This is a genomic window from Burkholderia sp. AW49-1 (assembly GCF_053427845.1).
The window spans coordinates 273,790-288,655 of record NZ_JBSAXF010000001.1; the positions used below are offsets into that span (position 1 = coordinate 273,790).

Sequence of the window (14,866 nt, forward strand, 5' to 3'; positions counted from 1 at the left end):
TCCGCCCGGCACCGGCACTCGCCAACACGCGCATGAATGACCGCCGGCGCACTTCACCACCCAAGCCGCCCCCGACGGCATTATCGAAAACGCCGGAAGAATCGCCGAATATCGTCGGCCAGCAGTTCCGGCTCTTCCATCGCGGCGAAATGGCCGCCGCTCGGCATGTCGGTCCACTGCACGACGTCGAACACCCGTTCGACCCAACTGCGCGGCGGACGACTGATTTCCTTCGGAAAGCGCGCGAACGCGACGGGCACCGCCACGCGTTGCCCGGCCGCGAAACGCATCGGCTGCAGCCGGTTCTCCCAATACATCTGCATTGACGAGCCGATGCAGCCGGTAAACCAGTACAGCGAGATTCCGGTCAGCAGCGTGTCGTGCGAAAACCGCCTCGCGACGTCGCCATCGCAATCGCTCCACGTGCGGAATTTCTCGGCGATCCACGCGGCCAGCCCCGCCGGCGAATCGTTGAGCGCGACGGCCAGCGTCTGCGGCTTCGTCATGTGCACGTGCGCGTAGCCGCCCTCCAGCGCAACCCACTCTCCACGCTGCGTCACGAAGGCGCGTTCGTCTTCGGTCAGCGGGGAAGCCGCGTCGGTCGGCGGCTCGTAGTTGCCGGGCAGGTAGTTCAGATGGATGCCGTTCACCACGTCGGCATGTCGCGCGCCGAGCGCAATCGACACGCCCGCGCCGAGATCGCCGCCTTGCGCGCCGAAGCGACGATATCCGAGCCCGGACATCAGCGTCGCCCAGCGGTCGGCGACCTGAAATGCCGACATGCCGGGCGCCGCGGGCGCGGGCGAGAACGCGAAGCCGGGAAGCGACGGCACGACCACGTCGAACGCGTCGTGCGGATCGCCGCCGAACGCGGCCGGATCGCACAGGCGATCGATCAGCGCGTCGAATTCGAGTACGGAGCCCGGCCAGCCGTGCGTGATGACGAGCGGATACGGCTTCGGCCCCGCCCCGCGCCGATGGATGAAATGCACGCGCTGCCCGCCTGCGTCCGCGACGAACTGCGGCTGCCGATTCAGCGCACGCTCCGCCGCACGCCAGTCGAAGCGCTCGCGCCAGTACGCAACCAGTTCGTGCAGCCACGCGCCATCCACACCCTGCTGCCACGGCGCGGCAGGTGTCAGCACCGGTGCGCGCGTGTCGCGCAGGCGCCGACGCAGGTCATCGAGCGCGTGATCGGGAATCGCAATGCTGAACGGGGCGGCGTGCATGGAGTCTCCTCGGGAGGAATGCCGGAGATTCTGCGCGATTTTTCCGACCCGCGCTGGCGGCGCGCCCGCGAGCGTCAGCCCGTGTCGCGCTCGTCCGCCCGCGCGTCGCGCCGCACGGCCTGCGGCGGCACGCCGAAGCCGCGCACGAACGCATCGCGCAGGTGGCGCCGGTCGCGGAAACCGTTCTCCTTCGCGATCACATCGAGCGAATGCCGGCTCTGCTCGATCATCAGCCGCGCGGCTTCGAGCCGCAGCCGCTCGATCGCCTTCGCCGGCGATTGCCCGGTTTCGAGCGTAAACACGCGGCTGAACTGGCGCGGACTCAGGTGGACGGCGTCGGCCAGTTCCTCGACGGTCAGCGCGCGGCCGAGATTCTGCCGCGCATAGTTGAGCGCGTTCTGGATCCGGTCCGATTTCGGCGCGAGGTCCAGCATTTCCGAATGCTGCGACTGCCCGCCCGCACGGCGCTGGTGCATCACGAGCTTGTGCGCCACCGAGCGCGCGGTGTCCGGGCCGAGATCCTTCTCCACCATCGCGAGCGCCAGGTCGAGGCCGGCCGTCATCCCGGCGGACGTCCAGATCGGGCCGTCGACGATGTAGATCCGGTCCTCCTCGACACGAATGTCCGGAAAATGCTGCTGCATGCCGCGTCCGTACGCCCAGTGCGTCGTCGCGCGACGCTGCGCGAGCAGCCCGGCCTCGGCGAGCACGAACGCGCCCGTGCAGATGCCGGCGATCCGCCGCGCGCGCGCGTTCGCGCGCCGCAGGAACGCGACGACGCCGGCCGGCGCCGGCGACGCGAGCGGATCGTTGACGCCCGCGACGATCCACGTATCGACGGCGATGCGCCCGCGCAACGCGCGCGTCGCGACCGGCAATCCGAGCGACGAACGCACGTCGCCGCCGTCGACGGAATAGTTGTCCATCACGTAGAACGGCTCGCCCGCGACCATGTTGGCGTACTCGAACACCGACTGCGCGGCGAGCGCCATGATCTGGAAGCCGTCGCTGATCAGAAAGCCGATGCGGTGCATGCGTATCTCCAGTAGCGGGGCACGATCGTCACGACCGACCCGATGTCCGAAATCATACCCATCTACGTCATTTGTGTCGTCGCGATTCGAGGCCAGAATGCCTTCACGCACTCACCCTTTCCTCGACATGGAGCGACATCATGACTGAAGCACATCGCGGTACCGCCGTCATTACCGGCGCATCGTCCGGCATCGGCGCGATCTATGCGGACCGCCTCGCGCGCCGCGGCCACGACCTGATCCTGGTCGCGCGCAACCGCGACCGGCTGGCCACGCTCGCCGAGCGCATCACGAACGACACGCAGCGCAGCGTCGAGATCGTCGGCGCGGACCTCAACGACCGCGCGGCGCTCGCCGCCGTCGAGGCGAAGCTGAAGCAGGACGCGAGCATCACGCTGCTCGTCAACAACGCGGGCGTCGGCACGCACGCGCCGCTGCTCGACAGCGACGTCGACGCGATGACGCGGATGATCGACCTGAACGTGACCGCGCTCACGCGCCTGACCTATGCCGCCGTGCCCGGCTTCGTCGCACGCGGCCGCGGCGCCGTGATCAACATCTCGTCGATCGTCGCGCTGTCGCCGGAAACGCTCAACGGCGTCTACGGCGGCAGCAAGGCATTCGTGCTCGCGTTCAGCCAGTCGCTGCACCACGAACTCGCGGAACAAGGCGTGCAGGTGCAGGCCGTGCTGCCCGGCGCGACGGCCACCGACTTCTGGCAGACCGGCGGCCTGCCGCTCGAACACCTGCCGAAGGAGATCGTGATGTCGGCGTCCGACCTGGTCGACGCGGCGCTGGTCGGCTTCGATCGCGGCGAACTCGTGACGATTCCGTCGCTGCACGCGGCCGGCGAATGGGATGCGTACGAGGCCGCGCGCCGCACGATGGCGCCGCACCTGTCGACGGATTCGCCGGCGCCGCGCTATGGGGTTGCGCGCTAGTCGCGCAGTACCCGCGCCGCGCCCGTGCCGTCCGGGCGCGACGCTTCCGAATCGAAGCGCGTCGACGGCGCTTGCGCCACCGCAGCCGTCGACGCCGCGACGCATTCCGGACCCTGCGTTGCGTTCCCGCCAAAGCCGGTTTCACCCCGCTTGCCACGCATTTTCCGCGACGATAAGCTTCGCGATTGCAACTCCCGAAGCAGCGCCACGCGACATTCGTCCGATGATCGGCGCAATCGACCGTCGCGGAATTCGACCATGCGGTTCCGAATGTTCACCTCCGGGGCCGGCGACACACCCGGCTCCTCTCGCGTCCCCGCCGACGATCGCCCGGCGCTCGTGCCGTTGCCCGAACTCGAGACCGTGTGCCGGCTCGCCCGCGCGCATGTCGGCACGGCCGGCGCGTTCGTCACTTTCGCCGAAGCCGGCACGCAGCGCGTGGCGGCGTCCGACGGAACGCTGCCCGCCACGCTGCCTGCCGTGCACTTTCCGCCGCGTGTCGAGCGCGCCTCGGCGCCCGACCGCCGATTCATCACACCCGATGCGAGTGGGTTCCCGCTCGACGCGCCGCATGTCGTCGCGGCGTGCGAACTGATTGCGGCCGACGGCACCACGCCTGGCGCACTGTGTATCGTCGGCGACGCGGGCCTGATGCTCGACGCCGCGCAACGCGCTTTCCTGCATGACCTGGCCACGCTCGCGGAACGCGCGCTCGCCCGCGCACACGCACTGGCTGCGCTGCACGAACGGCTCGGCATCGTCGAGGAACGCAGCGCGCTCACCACGCTCGCGCTGACCGAAAGCGGCACCGGCGTGTGGGATCGCAACGTGGAAACCGGCGAGATCCATTATTCGGCGGCCTGGAAGGCGCTGCTCGGCTACGCGCCCCACGAACTGACGAGCCGGATCGAGGATGCGTACGAACGGCTGCACCCGGACGATGTCGCCGACGTGAAGGCCGCGATGCTCGCGCATTTCGAAAGCCGCACCGACAGCTATGCGGTCGAGCACCGCATCCGCTGCAAGGACGGCACGTACAAATGGATCTGCAGCCGCGGCAAGGTCATCGCCCGCGACGACAATGGGCGTGCGTTGCGCATGGTCGGCACGACCACGGACATCACCGCGCTGCGCGAACTCGCCGGCCGGTTGAGCGACTCCGTCACGCTCGTGACGAACCTGACCGACCAGGTTCCCGGTCTCGTGTTCCAGCTGCGGCAGACCGCCGACGGTCGTCGGTTCTTTTCGTACGCGAGCGCGGGCGTGCGCGACATTTACGAACTGACGCCCGAGCAGATCGCCCGCGACGCGGACGCGGTCGAGACCCGGATTCATCCGGCCGACCTGATCGGCTACCGCCAGTCGCTGCTGGCGTCGGCGCAGCGACTGGCGCCGTGGCGGCTCGAATACCGCGTGCTGCTGCCGGACCAGGGGATGCGCTGGCGCGAAGGCGACGCGCGCCCGCAACGCATGCCGGACGGCGGCACGGTCTGGCATGGCTTCATCACGGATGCGACCGAGCGCAAGCACATCGAGACCGAGTTGCATCGGATGGCGACGACCGATCACCTGACACAGCTGTCGAACCGCCACGCGTTCATGCGGCAAGGCGAAGCCGCGTTGCGCCGCGTGCGCGCGACCGGCCAGGACGCCGCGGTGCTGATGCTCGACCTCGACCACTTCAAGGCGCTGAACGACCGCTGGGGACATCCGTTCGGCGATCGCGCGCTCCGGCATTTCGCGCGACTGCTGCTCGCGGAAATCGGGCCGGACGGCATCGTCGGGCGCATCGGCGGCGAGGAATTCGCGATCGTGCTGCCGCACGCCGGGATCGATGCGGCGTGCGCGCTCGCGCTGCGCGTGCAGCAGCGCGCGGCCGACTCGCGGCTCGTGCACGAGGATCACGTGCTGGCGCTGACCGTCAGCATCGGCATCGACGCGATGCGGACGTCCGACTTCGGCGCATACCAGGCGCTGTCGCGCGCGGACAAGGCGCTGTATGTCGCGAAGGAACGCGGCCGCAACCGGGTCGAGGTGTATCGCCCCTAGCCGCGCACCGCGCCGGCGCATCCCCCGATCAACGCGACGCGAGCGCCACCGCGCCGCCGAATGCGCACGCGGTGAAGTTCCAACGACGCTCGCGCTTGCGGTCCGAGCGCCGCACGATCACGATCAGCGCCCGACCGTGGTTCAGACCCGCCGCGCGGGTTCGCCCTTCACGCCGAGCATCAGCGCGGCGCCGCTCAGCACGAGCAGCGCGGCCAGCAGATACACGGCGAGATCCATGCTGCCGGTGCGCGTGCGGATCAGCCCGATCACCCACGGGCTGACGATGCCGCTCGTGATCCCGATGCTGCTGATCAGCGCGATCCCGGCCGCGGCCGCGTTGCCCGACAGATAGCGGGTCGGCACGGCCCAGAAGATCGGCAGCGCGGCGAAGATCAGCGTCGCCGCGATCGACAGGCACGCGAGCATCGCAGCGAAGCTGTGCAGGTGCAGCGTCAGCGCCGCGAGTGCGAGCCCGCCGCCGATCGTGCAGCACGCGAAATGCTTGCGGCGCTCGCCGGTGCGGTCCGAGCGGCGCGCGATCAGGATCAGCCCCACCGCGCCGACCGCGTTCGGCACGACCGTGTAGAGGCTCACGGCCACGACGTCGGTCACGCCGAAATCGCGGATCATCAGCGGCATCCAGAAATTGAGCGTCAGCGACGCGCAGGTCAGCGAGAAATAGATGAACGCGAACAGGTAGACGCGCGGGTTCGCGAGGGCGGCCATCAGGCTGCGTGTGTCGTGCGCGCCATGCGCACGGCCGTCCCCGCACAGCGCGGCGACGCGCGCCTTTTCGTCGGACGTGAGCCACGCGGCGTCCTGCGGCCGGTCGACCAGATACGTGAACGCGAAGCACGCGAGCACGATCGCCGGCGCACCTTCGATCGCGAACATCCATTGCCAGCCGTGCAATCCGAGCACGCCGCTCATGTCGCGCATGATCCAGCCCGACATCAGGCCGCCGAGCACGCCGGCCACCGCGACGCCCGCGAAGAACACCGAAATCGCCGCCGCACGGCGGTTCGCCGGAAACCAGTAGGTCAGGTACAGCACGATGCCGGGAAAGAAGCCGGCCTCGAACACGCCGAGCAGGAAGCGCAGCACGTAGAAATGCGACGGCTGCGACACGAACGTCATCCCGGTCGACGCGATGCCCCACAGCAGCATGATTCGCGTGAACGTGCGGCGCGCGCCGAAGCGCGCGAGCAGCAGGTTGCTCGGCACCTCGCAGAACACGTAGCCGACGTAGAACACCGCGGCGCCGAGGCCGTACATCGCATCGCTGAAGCCGAGGTCGTGCTTCATCTGCAGCTGCGCGAAGCCGATGTTGATGCGGTCGAGAAACGACACGACGTAGCAGAGGAACAGGAACGGCACGATCCGCCATGCGATCTTGCGGAACAGCAGCGCGTCTCCGGCGTCCGACGCCGGTGTGGATTCATATGCGGAAGGCGACGCCGCAACACTCGCGTGCGCGATCGTCGCTTCGGCGGGAAGCGATCGGGGCATGTCTCTCTCCAAACGGGCCGCGCGATTCGAGCGCGCAGCAGTCTCCGAGGGCGTACGTGCGCCCTGCTTTCTTGTGAGACCGGAAGCCGGCGCCCCGAACCGCGGCCCCATGCCGCCGTCGTTCAGGCGCCGTCAGAAGAACGGCGGGGCGCCCGCCTGGACGCCGCGCCGCGGTGAGCCGCTCAGTCCTGCAGCGCGTCCCACATTTCCTTGTCGCGCTGCGCGGTCCAGATGCGCGGATGCGTGATGCCGCTCGCCTCGTCGAACGCGCGCGACACGTCGAACGGCAGACAGTGCTCGTAGATGAACACGTGGCCGAACTTCGGATCCATCGCTTCGCGCGTGAGCGCCATCGACGCCTTCAGGTCGAGCTTGCGCTCGACGGCCTTGCGGCCCTGCGCGAGCAGCGTCGTTACGAAATCCTTCGTGTAGTCGAGGCCCTTGTCGACCTCGGCCGGATTCAGCAACGCGGGGCCGCGGCCCGGCACGAGCTTTTCCGCGCCGAGCGCGCGCAGCGCCTCGAGCGTGGCCGGCCATTGTTCGAGCTGCGCGTCGCCGCAATAGCAGGCCGCGTCGTATTCGACCAGGTCGCCGGAGAACAGCACCTTCTGCGACGGCAGCCAGACGATCGTGTCGCCCTTCGTGTGCCCCGAGCCGACGTGCATGATCTTCACTTCGAGCTTGCCGAGGAACAGCGTGATCTCGCGCTCGAACACGAGTGTCGGCCAGGTCAGGCCCGGCACCGTCTCGACGCCCGCGAACAGGCGCGGGAAGCGCTCGATCTCCGACTTCATGTCGGCTTCGCCGCGCTCGACGATCATCTCGTACGTGCCGCGGCTCGCGATCACGTGCTGCGCGCCTTCGGCGAAATACGCGGACGCGCCGAGCACGCGCACCGCGTGGTAATGCGACAGCACGACGTGCTTGATCGGCTTGTCGGTCACGCTGCGGATCTTCGCGATCAGGTCCTGCGCCATCGCTGGCGTCGCGGTCGTGTCGACGATCAGCACGCTGTCGTCGCCGATGATCACGCCCGAGTTCGGGTCGCCTTCGGCGGTGTACGCGTACGCGTTCTCGGACAGCTGCGTCCAGGTGACTTTCTTCTCTTCCAGATCGGCTTGGGAGGCGAATGCTTTGGCCATGTTGCGTTCCGTGGCTGCGAGCCATGTGTTGAGGGGAGTGAGCGGATCATCTGCCCGCGTCGATTATTTGTCAATGACAAATGTGCTTGCTATTGTCCAATACAGGTAAACCTGCGGGCTGGCGCGTCAAATGGCGTCGGATACCATGCGGGGTTTCGTCAACGGAAGAATCATCGCGTGCAGAACCACGAAGTCAGCGCGGACGACGCGCCGCCCAAGGCGCAGCGCGGAATCCAGAGCGTCGAGGTCGGCGGCCGGCTGCTCGACGCGCTCGCGCGCAGGCGCAAGCCGCTCGGGCTGTCGGAACTGGCGGCCGCGGCCGATCTGTCGACCGCGCAGGCGCACACCTATCTCGTCAGCCTGACGCGGCTCGCGCTCGTGAAACGCGACGCGCTCACGGGCAACTACGAGCCGGGGCCGCTGTCGCTGCGGCTCGGGCTCATGTCGATCGAATGCCAGCCGGCCTATCGTGCGGCGCTGCCGCACGCGGCGCGGCTCGCGGAAGCGGTCGGCCTGAGCGTGGCGCTGTCGGTGCCGGGCGTGCTCGGGCCCACGATCGTGCGCATCGAGCACGGCGGCTATCCGCTGCACGTGAACCTGCACGTCGGATCGGTGATGTCGCTCGACACGACGGCGACCGGCCGCGTGTTCCGCGCGTTCGGCGACCCCGCGCAGCTCGACGCGATGGCGGCCAGCCAGGCCGGCGCCGGCGCCGGCGACACGCTCGCCGGCGCGGAAGGCGTGCAGCCCACGTCCGACGCGGGCGCGTGGCAGGCCGAACTCGACACGATCCGCGCGCGCGGGATCGAGCGCGGCGTGGACCGGCCGAGCCCCGGCGTCAGCGCGATGTGCGTGCCGGTGCTGGACGCGGACGGACGCCTGCAACTCGCGTTGACGGTGATCGGCTCGACCGGATCGATCGATGTCGGCTGGGACGGCCCGATCGCGACGGCGCTGCGCGATGCGGCACGGCAAGCCACCGCGTCGCTCGGCGCGGGACGCGATGCCCCGCCGGTCGCGCCGGGCCTGCCCCCGGCCACGCAGCGCATGCCGCCCGCGCTTGCCGACGATACGAAAGCGCAGCGCGGCATCAACGCACTCGACAGCACGGGCGAACTGTTGCTGGCGCTCGTGTCGGCAGGCCGTGCGCTGCCGCTGCGCGACCTCGCGACGGCGGCCGGCATGCCGGCCGCGAAGGCGTTTCCGCATCTGGTGAGCCTGCAGAAGATCGGCCTGCTGAGCCGCGACGACGCCGGCTGCTTCGGCGGCGGGCCGCTCGCCCAGGCGCTCGGCCTGATCGCGATGCAGCGCGTGTCGCCGACGCGCGATGCGGAAGCCGAAATCGTCGCACTGGCGGCCGCGACCGACATGAGCGTGGCCGCCGCGACGCTCGGGCCGCTCGGGCCGACCGTGATCCGCCTCGAGGAATCCGCGCGGCCGCAGCACGTGAGCCTGCAGGTCGGCACCGTGATGTCGCTCGTGAATACCGCGATCGGGCGGATCTTCGCGGCGGGCATGTCCGACGACGTGCTGGCCGGCCTGCTGGCCGACGAGCCGGTGCGCCTCGCGGGCCGCGCGACGCAGATCGACGACGCGTTCCGCGCGCGGCTCGCGACGATCCGCGCGGACGTGCTCGATTTCGCGTTCGATGCGCCGGTGCCGGGCATCGGGACGATCGCCGCGCCCGTGTTCGATCACACCGGCAGCATCCGGCTCGTGATCGCGATCATCGGCTCGTCGCGCGGCTTCCCGCGCGGGCCGGACAGCGAACTCGCGCATGCGCTCCTCGCCGCGACGCGCCGCCTGTCGTGGCGCTTCGGATGGATCGGCGGGTAAGAGCCGCCCCGCTGCCGCGCCCTTTCTCCGCGCCTGACTTCCCCTTCCGCCCGCCAATGCAAGGCCGTGCTCCCCATGGCCTCGTTACGCCCGTCCGCCACGCAGAAGCAGGGGCAATTCATGTTGCGCAGCAGCAACACAAATTGTCAGTAATTCTCATATAACGAAATCGCATTTCACAACACGGTGACGTTCCTCTATGATCAGGGTTATCCCTAACTCGCCACCTACATGGGGCTTCGTCATGCAAACGTCTAATGTCTCCGATCGTTCCACCCAATCCGCTGGCTGGCTCGCACGTGTTGGCGAGCTGCTTGCAGAAGCATGGGCACTGCACCTCGAGAACTGCGAAGTCATCGCTGAAGCGCACGCACGCCTGCCGCGCTGAGCGCAGCGTCACATCATCCGTCTGACCCGCCTGCCGGGACGCGCGCCGTAAGGCCGCCGCGCCCGGCATCGGCGTGGCGGATGAAGGCCGCAAAAGCCGACGGAAGATTCATCCGTTTTCCGCCCTGCAGGCATTTCTCGCCCGTTTCCGGCTCCGGGCCGCGCCCATTCGACGCGACAGCCCGATTGCCGCTCCTCTTCGGCACACCCGTGAACCTCGTCGTCACGACGATCCGCGTGCCGTCTCCACCTGTCGTCACACCTGAATCGACGGCACGTCTTTCATGCACCGCAGCGCGAACATCGAGCGGCTGTGGCGGATGCTCGAAATCCTGTACAGCTTCTCGCGCAAGAAGCGCTCGTAGCCGGCCGTGCCGTCCACCGCGACCTTGATCCAGTAGTCGTATTCGCCCGACACGAGGTAGGCCTCGAGCACTTCGGGCAGCGCCGCGAGTTCGGCGCCGAAACGCGCGAGCGCGTCGTCTTCGTGGCGATCGAGCGTGACTTCGAGGATCACGATGTCCGCGTAGCCGAGCATGCGCTGGTTGACCAGCGCGACGTAGCCGTCGATGTAACCGTCGAGTTCGAGCTGCCGCGTGCGGTTCCAGCATGCGGTAGTCGACATGCCGATCTGCTCGGCCAGTTCGGCGTTCGACAGACGCGCATTTTTTTGCAGTGCACCGAGGATCTTGCGGTCCTGGTTGTCGAGGATTTTCGGCGTGCGTTCGCGGGTAGCCATGATGGAAAGAATCTTCTACTGGAAATGGGCATTCTATCTGAACAAGATTCTGGTTTATGGTGCGTTTTGCTGGAAAACAGGAAGCCTTTTAACCGGCTCGCTTGATACATTTTCTCCATGCCTGTTGTCCGGCACGCTCCCCGCGACAACCCCTTCGCACGGGACGCCCGGCCGCAATCACGAGTTGCGGCGCCGGACACGCAGGCATGCAGTGTCCCGCCTCCCGGGCGCCTATCCGGCTGCACGGGCCGGCGCCTGTCCTCCGTTTTCCGCATCCCCGTCATGTCGTTCAGGCTTTATTTGTCATTCCTCGCTGCGTCCGCCGTCCTCATCTACGCCCCCGGCCCCGTCAACCTCCTCACGATGCACCAGGCATTGCGCACCGGCTGGCGCCGCGCGCTGCCGTGCGTATGGGGCGGCACGCTCGCCGTGCTGCTGCAGCTTGCGCTGACCGCGCTATGCCTGAATTCGCTGGTCCATCTCGACGAGCACGCGCTGACCGTGCTGCGCTGGGCCGGCGCCGCCTACCTCGTGTGGCTCGGCTGCAAGCAATGGTTCGGTCGCGCGCCGATCGCCGCGCCCGCCGCGTCGACCCAGCCCGGCGGACCGACTTCCGACGACAGCGAACGCGCGCTGTTCTGGCGCGGCGTCGCCACCTCCGGCCTGAATCCGAAGACGCTGCTGTTCTTTCCGTCGTTCTTTCCGCAGTTCATCGTTCCGAGCGCAGACTGGAGCCTGAACGCGCAGTTCCTGCTGCTCGCGACGTCCTTCGCGCTGCTGTTCGCCGGCGGCGTCGCGTCGATGGCGCTCTTCTCGCACCGGCTGAGCCGTGCGCTGCAGCGTCCGGCGCGGATGCGCGCGATGAATCGCGTGACGGGCGGGCTGCTGGTCGGCATGGGCGCGATCATGGCCGGCTGGAACTGAGACCGGGCGGGCCGCACGCGCGGGTGCCGGCGCGACGCCCGTCGCGCATGCAGTGCACGACGGGCTGCGCAAGCGCGGCTACACCGTGACCGTCATCGTGCCGGCCGGCGTCGAGCACAACTATGCGGGCGCGACCGACCTGATCGTCGGCGACGCCACCGACCACGCGGTGCTGGAAAGCGCCGGCGCGGCCACGGCCCGCGCGGCGCTCGCGCTGCGCTCCGACGATGCCGAGAACGCGTTCATCATCCTCGCGATCCGCGAGATCGCGTCGACGGTGCGTGCCGTGGCTCTCGTGAACCAGCAACGCAACCTCGAGCGCCTGCGCCTGCTGAAGCCGGACATGGTGTTCTCGCCGCAGCAGCTCGCGGGCGAACTGCTCGCCAGCACGCTCAACGACGAACCGGTCGACAAGTCGGTAATCTCGCACCTGCTGTTCGGCACCGACGCCGCCGCGTGACCGGTGCCGGCCGGCGTGCGGCCGGTACAATCGCGCGATGTCCGAATTGCTCACTTACGGCGGCCTGTTCGCCGTGTCGATGGTCGCCGCGACCCTGCTGCCGCTCCAGTCCGAAGCCGTGCTCGCCGGCCTGCTGGTCGCCGGGCGCGAGCCCGTGTGGGCGCTGGTGCTGGTCGCGAGCGTCGGCAACGTCGCGGGCTCGGCGGTCAACTGGGCGCTCGGCCGCGGCATCGAACACTTCCGCGACCGCCGCTGGTTCCCGGTCAAGCCGGCCGCGCTCGCGCGCGCCGAGCGCTGGTATGCGCGCTACGGCCGCTGGTCGCTGCTGCTGAGCTGGGCGCCGGTGGTCGGTGATCCGCTGACGATGATCGCCGGCGTGCTGCGCGAGCCGCTGCCGACCTTCCTCGCGATCGTGACGATCGCGAAGGTCGGGCGGTATCTGGCCGTCGCATGGCTCGTGATGCACTGACGCCGCCCGCCTGCGTCGGGCGAACCTGCTCGCCCCTTGCGGCTTCGGACCGCTAAAGAATCCGCCGAACCTGCCGTATTCCTTACGGTATGCGGTGGCGCGTGCGTTCCGCCTCTCTCCCTCTCCACTCAGGATTCGTATGAGATTGACCCAACTGGGCCGGGCGAGCGTCGGCGCGCGCCTGGCCGCGCTGGCATGCGTGCTGGTCGCGCTGCTGTTTACCGCCTTCGCATGGGCGCTCGCCCATTTCGCCGGCCAGCAACTCGCCGACGAGGCCCATGCGCGCATCGCGGACAAGGAGCAGTCGATCCGCGCGATGGTCGAGATGTTCGACAAGGCGCTGTCCGCCGAAGCCACCCGTTCGATGGCGCTGTTCGCCAGTTTCCTGCCGGCCGATTTCGCGCTCGACCCGGCCCGCACCGTCGACATCGGCGGCGTCGCCGCGCCGACATTGTCCGCCGGCGGCCAGCCGCTCGACCTCGATTACGCGATTCCCGACCAGTTCCTGAAGAAAAGCGGCGCGATCGCGACGATCTTCGCGCGCGACGGCGACGATTTCGTCCGCATCACGACCTCGCTGAAGAAGCAGGACGGCACGCGCGCGGTCGGCACGCGCCTCGATCGCGCGGGCCCCGCCTACGCGCCGCTCGTCGCCGGACGCAGCTATACGGGCCTCGCGAAACTGTTCGGCCGGCCGTACATCACGCAGTACAAGCCGGTCACCGACGCGACGGGCCGCGTGATCGGCGCGCTGTTCGTCGGCCTCGACGTCGGTGCCGAGCTGCAAGTCGTGCAGGACGGGATCCGGGCGCTGAAGATCGGTGAAAACGGCTATTACTTCGTGCTCGACGCGTCGCCGGGCGCATCGCGCGGCACCTTCGTCGTTCATCCCGACGCCGCCGGCCAGCGCGCGGACGACGCGCGCGCGCCGTACACGCAGATGCTCGCCGCCGGCCAGGGCCGGCTCGCTTACACGTCGGCCGATCCGGCCGCGCACGACGCCGGGCCCACCGCCAAATTCGTGTCGTTCACGACGATTCCGCAGTGGCAATGGCTGGTCGGCGGCATCGCGCTCGACGACGAACTGCTCGCGGGCATGCGCACCGTCCGCAACCGTTTCCTGATGATCGGGGCCGTGCTCGTCGCGGCGTTCGCGGCGTTGTTCCTCGTCGTCGTGCGACGCGTGGTGAGCCGACCGCTCGATGCGGCGGCGCGTGCGTCGGAACGCTTCGCGGCCGGCGACCTCAGCATCCGCATCCGCGACGGCGCCGCCGCGCGCGGCGCGGCGGGCAACGACGAGATCGGCCGGCTCGTGCAGGCGGTCGACGGAATCGGCGACGGCCTCGCGCGGATCGTCGCGCAGGTGCGCAGCGGCTCGTCCGACATCGCGCGTGGCACGGTCGGCATCGCGGCCGGCAGCGGCGACATCGCCGCGCGGATCGCGACGCAGGCGAGCAGCGTCGAACAGACGGCAGCCAGCATGGAGGAGATCACGGCCGCCGTGCAGCAGAACGCCGAACATGCGGCGCAGGCAAATGCGCTGGTCGCCGACGCATCGGCCGCCGCGACCGACGGCGAGACGGCGGTGCAACGCGTGGTCGCGACGATGGACGACATCGGCCGTGCGACGCGCCGGATCGCCGAAATCACCGGCACGATCGAAGGCATCGCGTTCCAGACCAATATCCTGGCGCTGAACGCTGCCGTCGAGGCCGCGCGCGCGGGCGAGCACGGCAGGGGCTTCGCGGTGGTCGCGGCCGAAGTGCGCGCGCTCGCGCAGCGCAGCGCGGCCGCGGTCAAGGAAATCGACGCACTGAGCGCCGAATCGTCGACGACCGTCGAACAGGGCTACCGGATCGCGGACGCCGCGCGCGGCACGATGCGCGACATCGTCCAGCGAGTCGATCAGGTCAGCACGCTCATCGGCGAGATCAGCGCCGCGTCGCGCGAGCAATCGACCGGCATCGAGCAGGTGAATCAGGCCATCACGCAGATCGGCGAGGCGACGCAGCAGAACGCGACGCTGATCTCGGATGCCGAACGCGCGGCCGTCGCGTTGCGCGACCAGGCCGCGCAATTGTCGGAAGCCGTCAGCGTCTTCCGGCTGGCCCGCGACGCGTGACGCACGACGAACGACCGGGCAACCG

General features: G+C 69.0%; 12 protein-coding genes and 1 pseudogene. 7 read left to right on the top strand and 6 right to left on the bottom strand.

The window, feature by feature from the left end:
• Positions 1–80: 80 nt before the first annotated feature.
• Entirely contained in the window at positions 81–1,229 is a 1,149-nt protein-coding gene (locus tag ACV22W_RS01160) for an epoxide hydrolase family protein (protein WP_448017357.1), read from the bottom strand.
• Between the two features lie 74 nt (positions 1,230–1,303).
• Positions 1,304–2,263, bottom strand: coding sequence for a GlxA family transcriptional regulator (locus ACV22W_RS01165; protein ID WP_448017358.1), 960 nt, complete (start codon positions 2,261–2,263; stop codon positions 1,304–1,306).
• Positions 2,264–2,403: 140 nt separating this feature from the next.
• Here ACV22W_RS01165 and ACV22W_RS01170 point away from each other — a divergent pair, with 140 nt between their 5' ends.
• The gene (locus ACV22W_RS01170) at positions 2,404–3,204 is read left to right on the top strand and encodes an SDR family NAD(P)-dependent oxidoreductase (protein ID WP_448017359.1); all 801 of its coding nucleotides are present in this window, start codon (positions 2,404–2,406) and stop codon (positions 3,202–3,204) included.
• On the opposite strand, the gene ACV22W_RS01175 is transcribed toward ACV22W_RS01170, so the two are convergent.
• A complete protein-coding gene (locus ACV22W_RS01175; protein ID WP_448017360.1) occupies positions 3,201–3,464 on the bottom strand; it encodes a hypothetical protein in 264 nt (87 codons plus the stop codon). The two genes, ACV22W_RS01170 and ACV22W_RS01175, sit on opposite strands and share 4 nt — an antisense overlap.
• Before the next feature lie 10 nt (positions 3,465–3,474).
• Between ACV22W_RS01175 and ACV22W_RS01180 the strand changes: the two genes are divergently transcribed.
• Positions 3,475–5,253 carry a sensor domain-containing diguanylate cyclase gene (locus ACV22W_RS01180; protein ID WP_448017361.1) on the top strand — a complete coding sequence of 593 codons (1,779 nt, stop codon included), beginning with the start codon at positions 3,475–3,477 and terminating at the stop codon, positions 5,251–5,253.
• 141 nt (positions 5,254–5,394) lie between these two features.
• On the opposite strand, the gene ACV22W_RS01185 is transcribed toward ACV22W_RS01180, so the two are convergent.
• Complete coding sequence (locus tag ACV22W_RS01185) at positions 5,395–6,762, bottom strand: MFS transporter (protein WP_448017362.1); 1,368 nt, start codon at positions 6,760–6,762, stop codon at positions 5,395–5,397.
• A gap of 182 nt (positions 6,763–6,944) precedes the next feature.
• Positions 6,945–7,904, bottom strand: a complete 960-nt coding sequence (locus ACV22W_RS01190; RefSeq protein ID WP_059525310.1) for an MBL fold metallo-hydrolase — start codon at positions 7,902–7,904, stop codon at positions 6,945–6,947.
• Positions 7,905–8,081: 177 nt separating this feature from the next.
• On the opposite strand from ACV22W_RS01190, the gene ACV22W_RS01195 reads away from it, so the two are divergent.
• Entirely contained in the window at positions 8,082–9,740 is a 1,659-nt protein-coding gene (locus ACV22W_RS01195) for an IclR family transcriptional regulator (RefSeq protein WP_448017363.1), read from the top strand.
• Positions 9,741–10,383: 643 nt separating this feature from the next.
• Here the strand turns inward: ACV22W_RS01195 and ACV22W_RS01200 are convergent.
• Positions 10,384–10,866: an Lrp/AsnC family transcriptional regulator gene (locus ACV22W_RS01200; RefSeq protein ID WP_059525306.1), complete on the bottom strand. Its 483-nt coding sequence runs from the start codon at positions 10,864–10,866 to the stop codon at positions 10,384–10,386.
• A gap of 282 nt (positions 10,867–11,148) precedes the next feature.
• Here ACV22W_RS01200 and ACV22W_RS01205 point away from each other — a divergent pair, with 282 nt between their 5' ends.
• From ACV22W_RS01205 to ACV22W_RS01220, 4 genes and pseudogenes are all read left to right on the top strand, one after another.
• Positions 11,149–11,790 carry a LysE family translocator gene (locus ACV22W_RS01205; protein WP_448017364.1) on the top strand — a complete coding sequence of 214 codons (642 nt, stop codon included), beginning with the start codon at positions 11,149–11,151 and terminating at the stop codon, positions 11,788–11,790.
• A gap of 28 nt (positions 11,791–11,818) precedes the next feature.
• A pseudogene (locus ACV22W_RS01210) lies at positions 11,819–12,250 on the top strand (NAD-binding protein); the annotation flags it as partial.
• A 37-nt stretch (positions 12,251–12,287) separates the two neighbouring features.
• A complete protein-coding gene (locus ACV22W_RS01215) occupies positions 12,288–12,719 on the top strand; it encodes a YqaA family protein (protein ID WP_448017365.1) in 432 nt (143 codons plus the stop codon).
• A 139-nt stretch (positions 12,720–12,858) separates the two neighbouring features.
• On the top strand, positions 12,859–14,841 hold the full coding sequence (locus tag ACV22W_RS01220) for a methyl-accepting chemotaxis protein (protein WP_448017366.1): 1,983 nt from the start codon (positions 12,859–12,861) through the stop codon (positions 14,839–14,841).
• Positions 14,842–14,866 lie beyond the last annotated feature (25 nt).

Coding starts and splice junctions, on each gene's coding strand:
- ACV22W_RS01160 (WP_448017357.1), bottom strand. CDS start 1,229: ATGCACGCCGCCCCGTTCAGCATTGCGATTCCCGATCACGCGCTCGAT.
- ACV22W_RS01165 (WP_448017358.1), bottom strand. CDS start 2,263: ATGCACCGCATCGGCTTTCTGATCAGCGACGGCTTCCAGATCATGGCG.
- ACV22W_RS01170 (WP_448017359.1), top strand. CDS start 2,404: ATGACTGAAGCACATCGCGGTACCGCCGTCATTACCGGCGCATCGTCC.
- ACV22W_RS01175 (WP_448017360.1), bottom strand. CDS start 3,464: ATGGTCGAATTCCGCGACGGTCGATTGCGCCGATCATCGGACGAATGT.
- ACV22W_RS01180 (WP_448017361.1), top strand. CDS start 3,475: ATGTTCACCTCCGGGGCCGGCGACACACCCGGCTCCTCTCGCGTCCCC.
- ACV22W_RS01185 (WP_448017362.1), bottom strand. CDS start 6,762: ATGCCCCGATCGCTTCCCGCCGAAGCGACGATCGCGCACGCGAGTGTT.
- ACV22W_RS01190 (WP_059525310.1), bottom strand. CDS start 7,904: ATGGCCAAAGCATTCGCCTCCCAAGCCGATCTGGAAGAGAAGAAAGTC.
- ACV22W_RS01200 (WP_059525306.1), bottom strand. CDS start 10,866: ATGGCTACCCGCGAACGCACGCCGAAAATCCTCGACAACCAGGACCGC.
- ACV22W_RS01205 (WP_448017364.1), top strand. CDS start 11,149: ATGTCGTTCAGGCTTTATTTGTCATTCCTCGCTGCGTCCGCCGTCCTC.
- ACV22W_RS01215 (WP_448017365.1), top strand. CDS start 12,288: ATGTCCGAATTGCTCACTTACGGCGGCCTGTTCGCCGTGTCGATGGTC.
- ACV22W_RS01220 (WP_448017366.1), top strand. CDS start 12,859: ATGAGATTGACCCAACTGGGCCGGGCGAGCGTCGGCGCGCGCCTGGCC.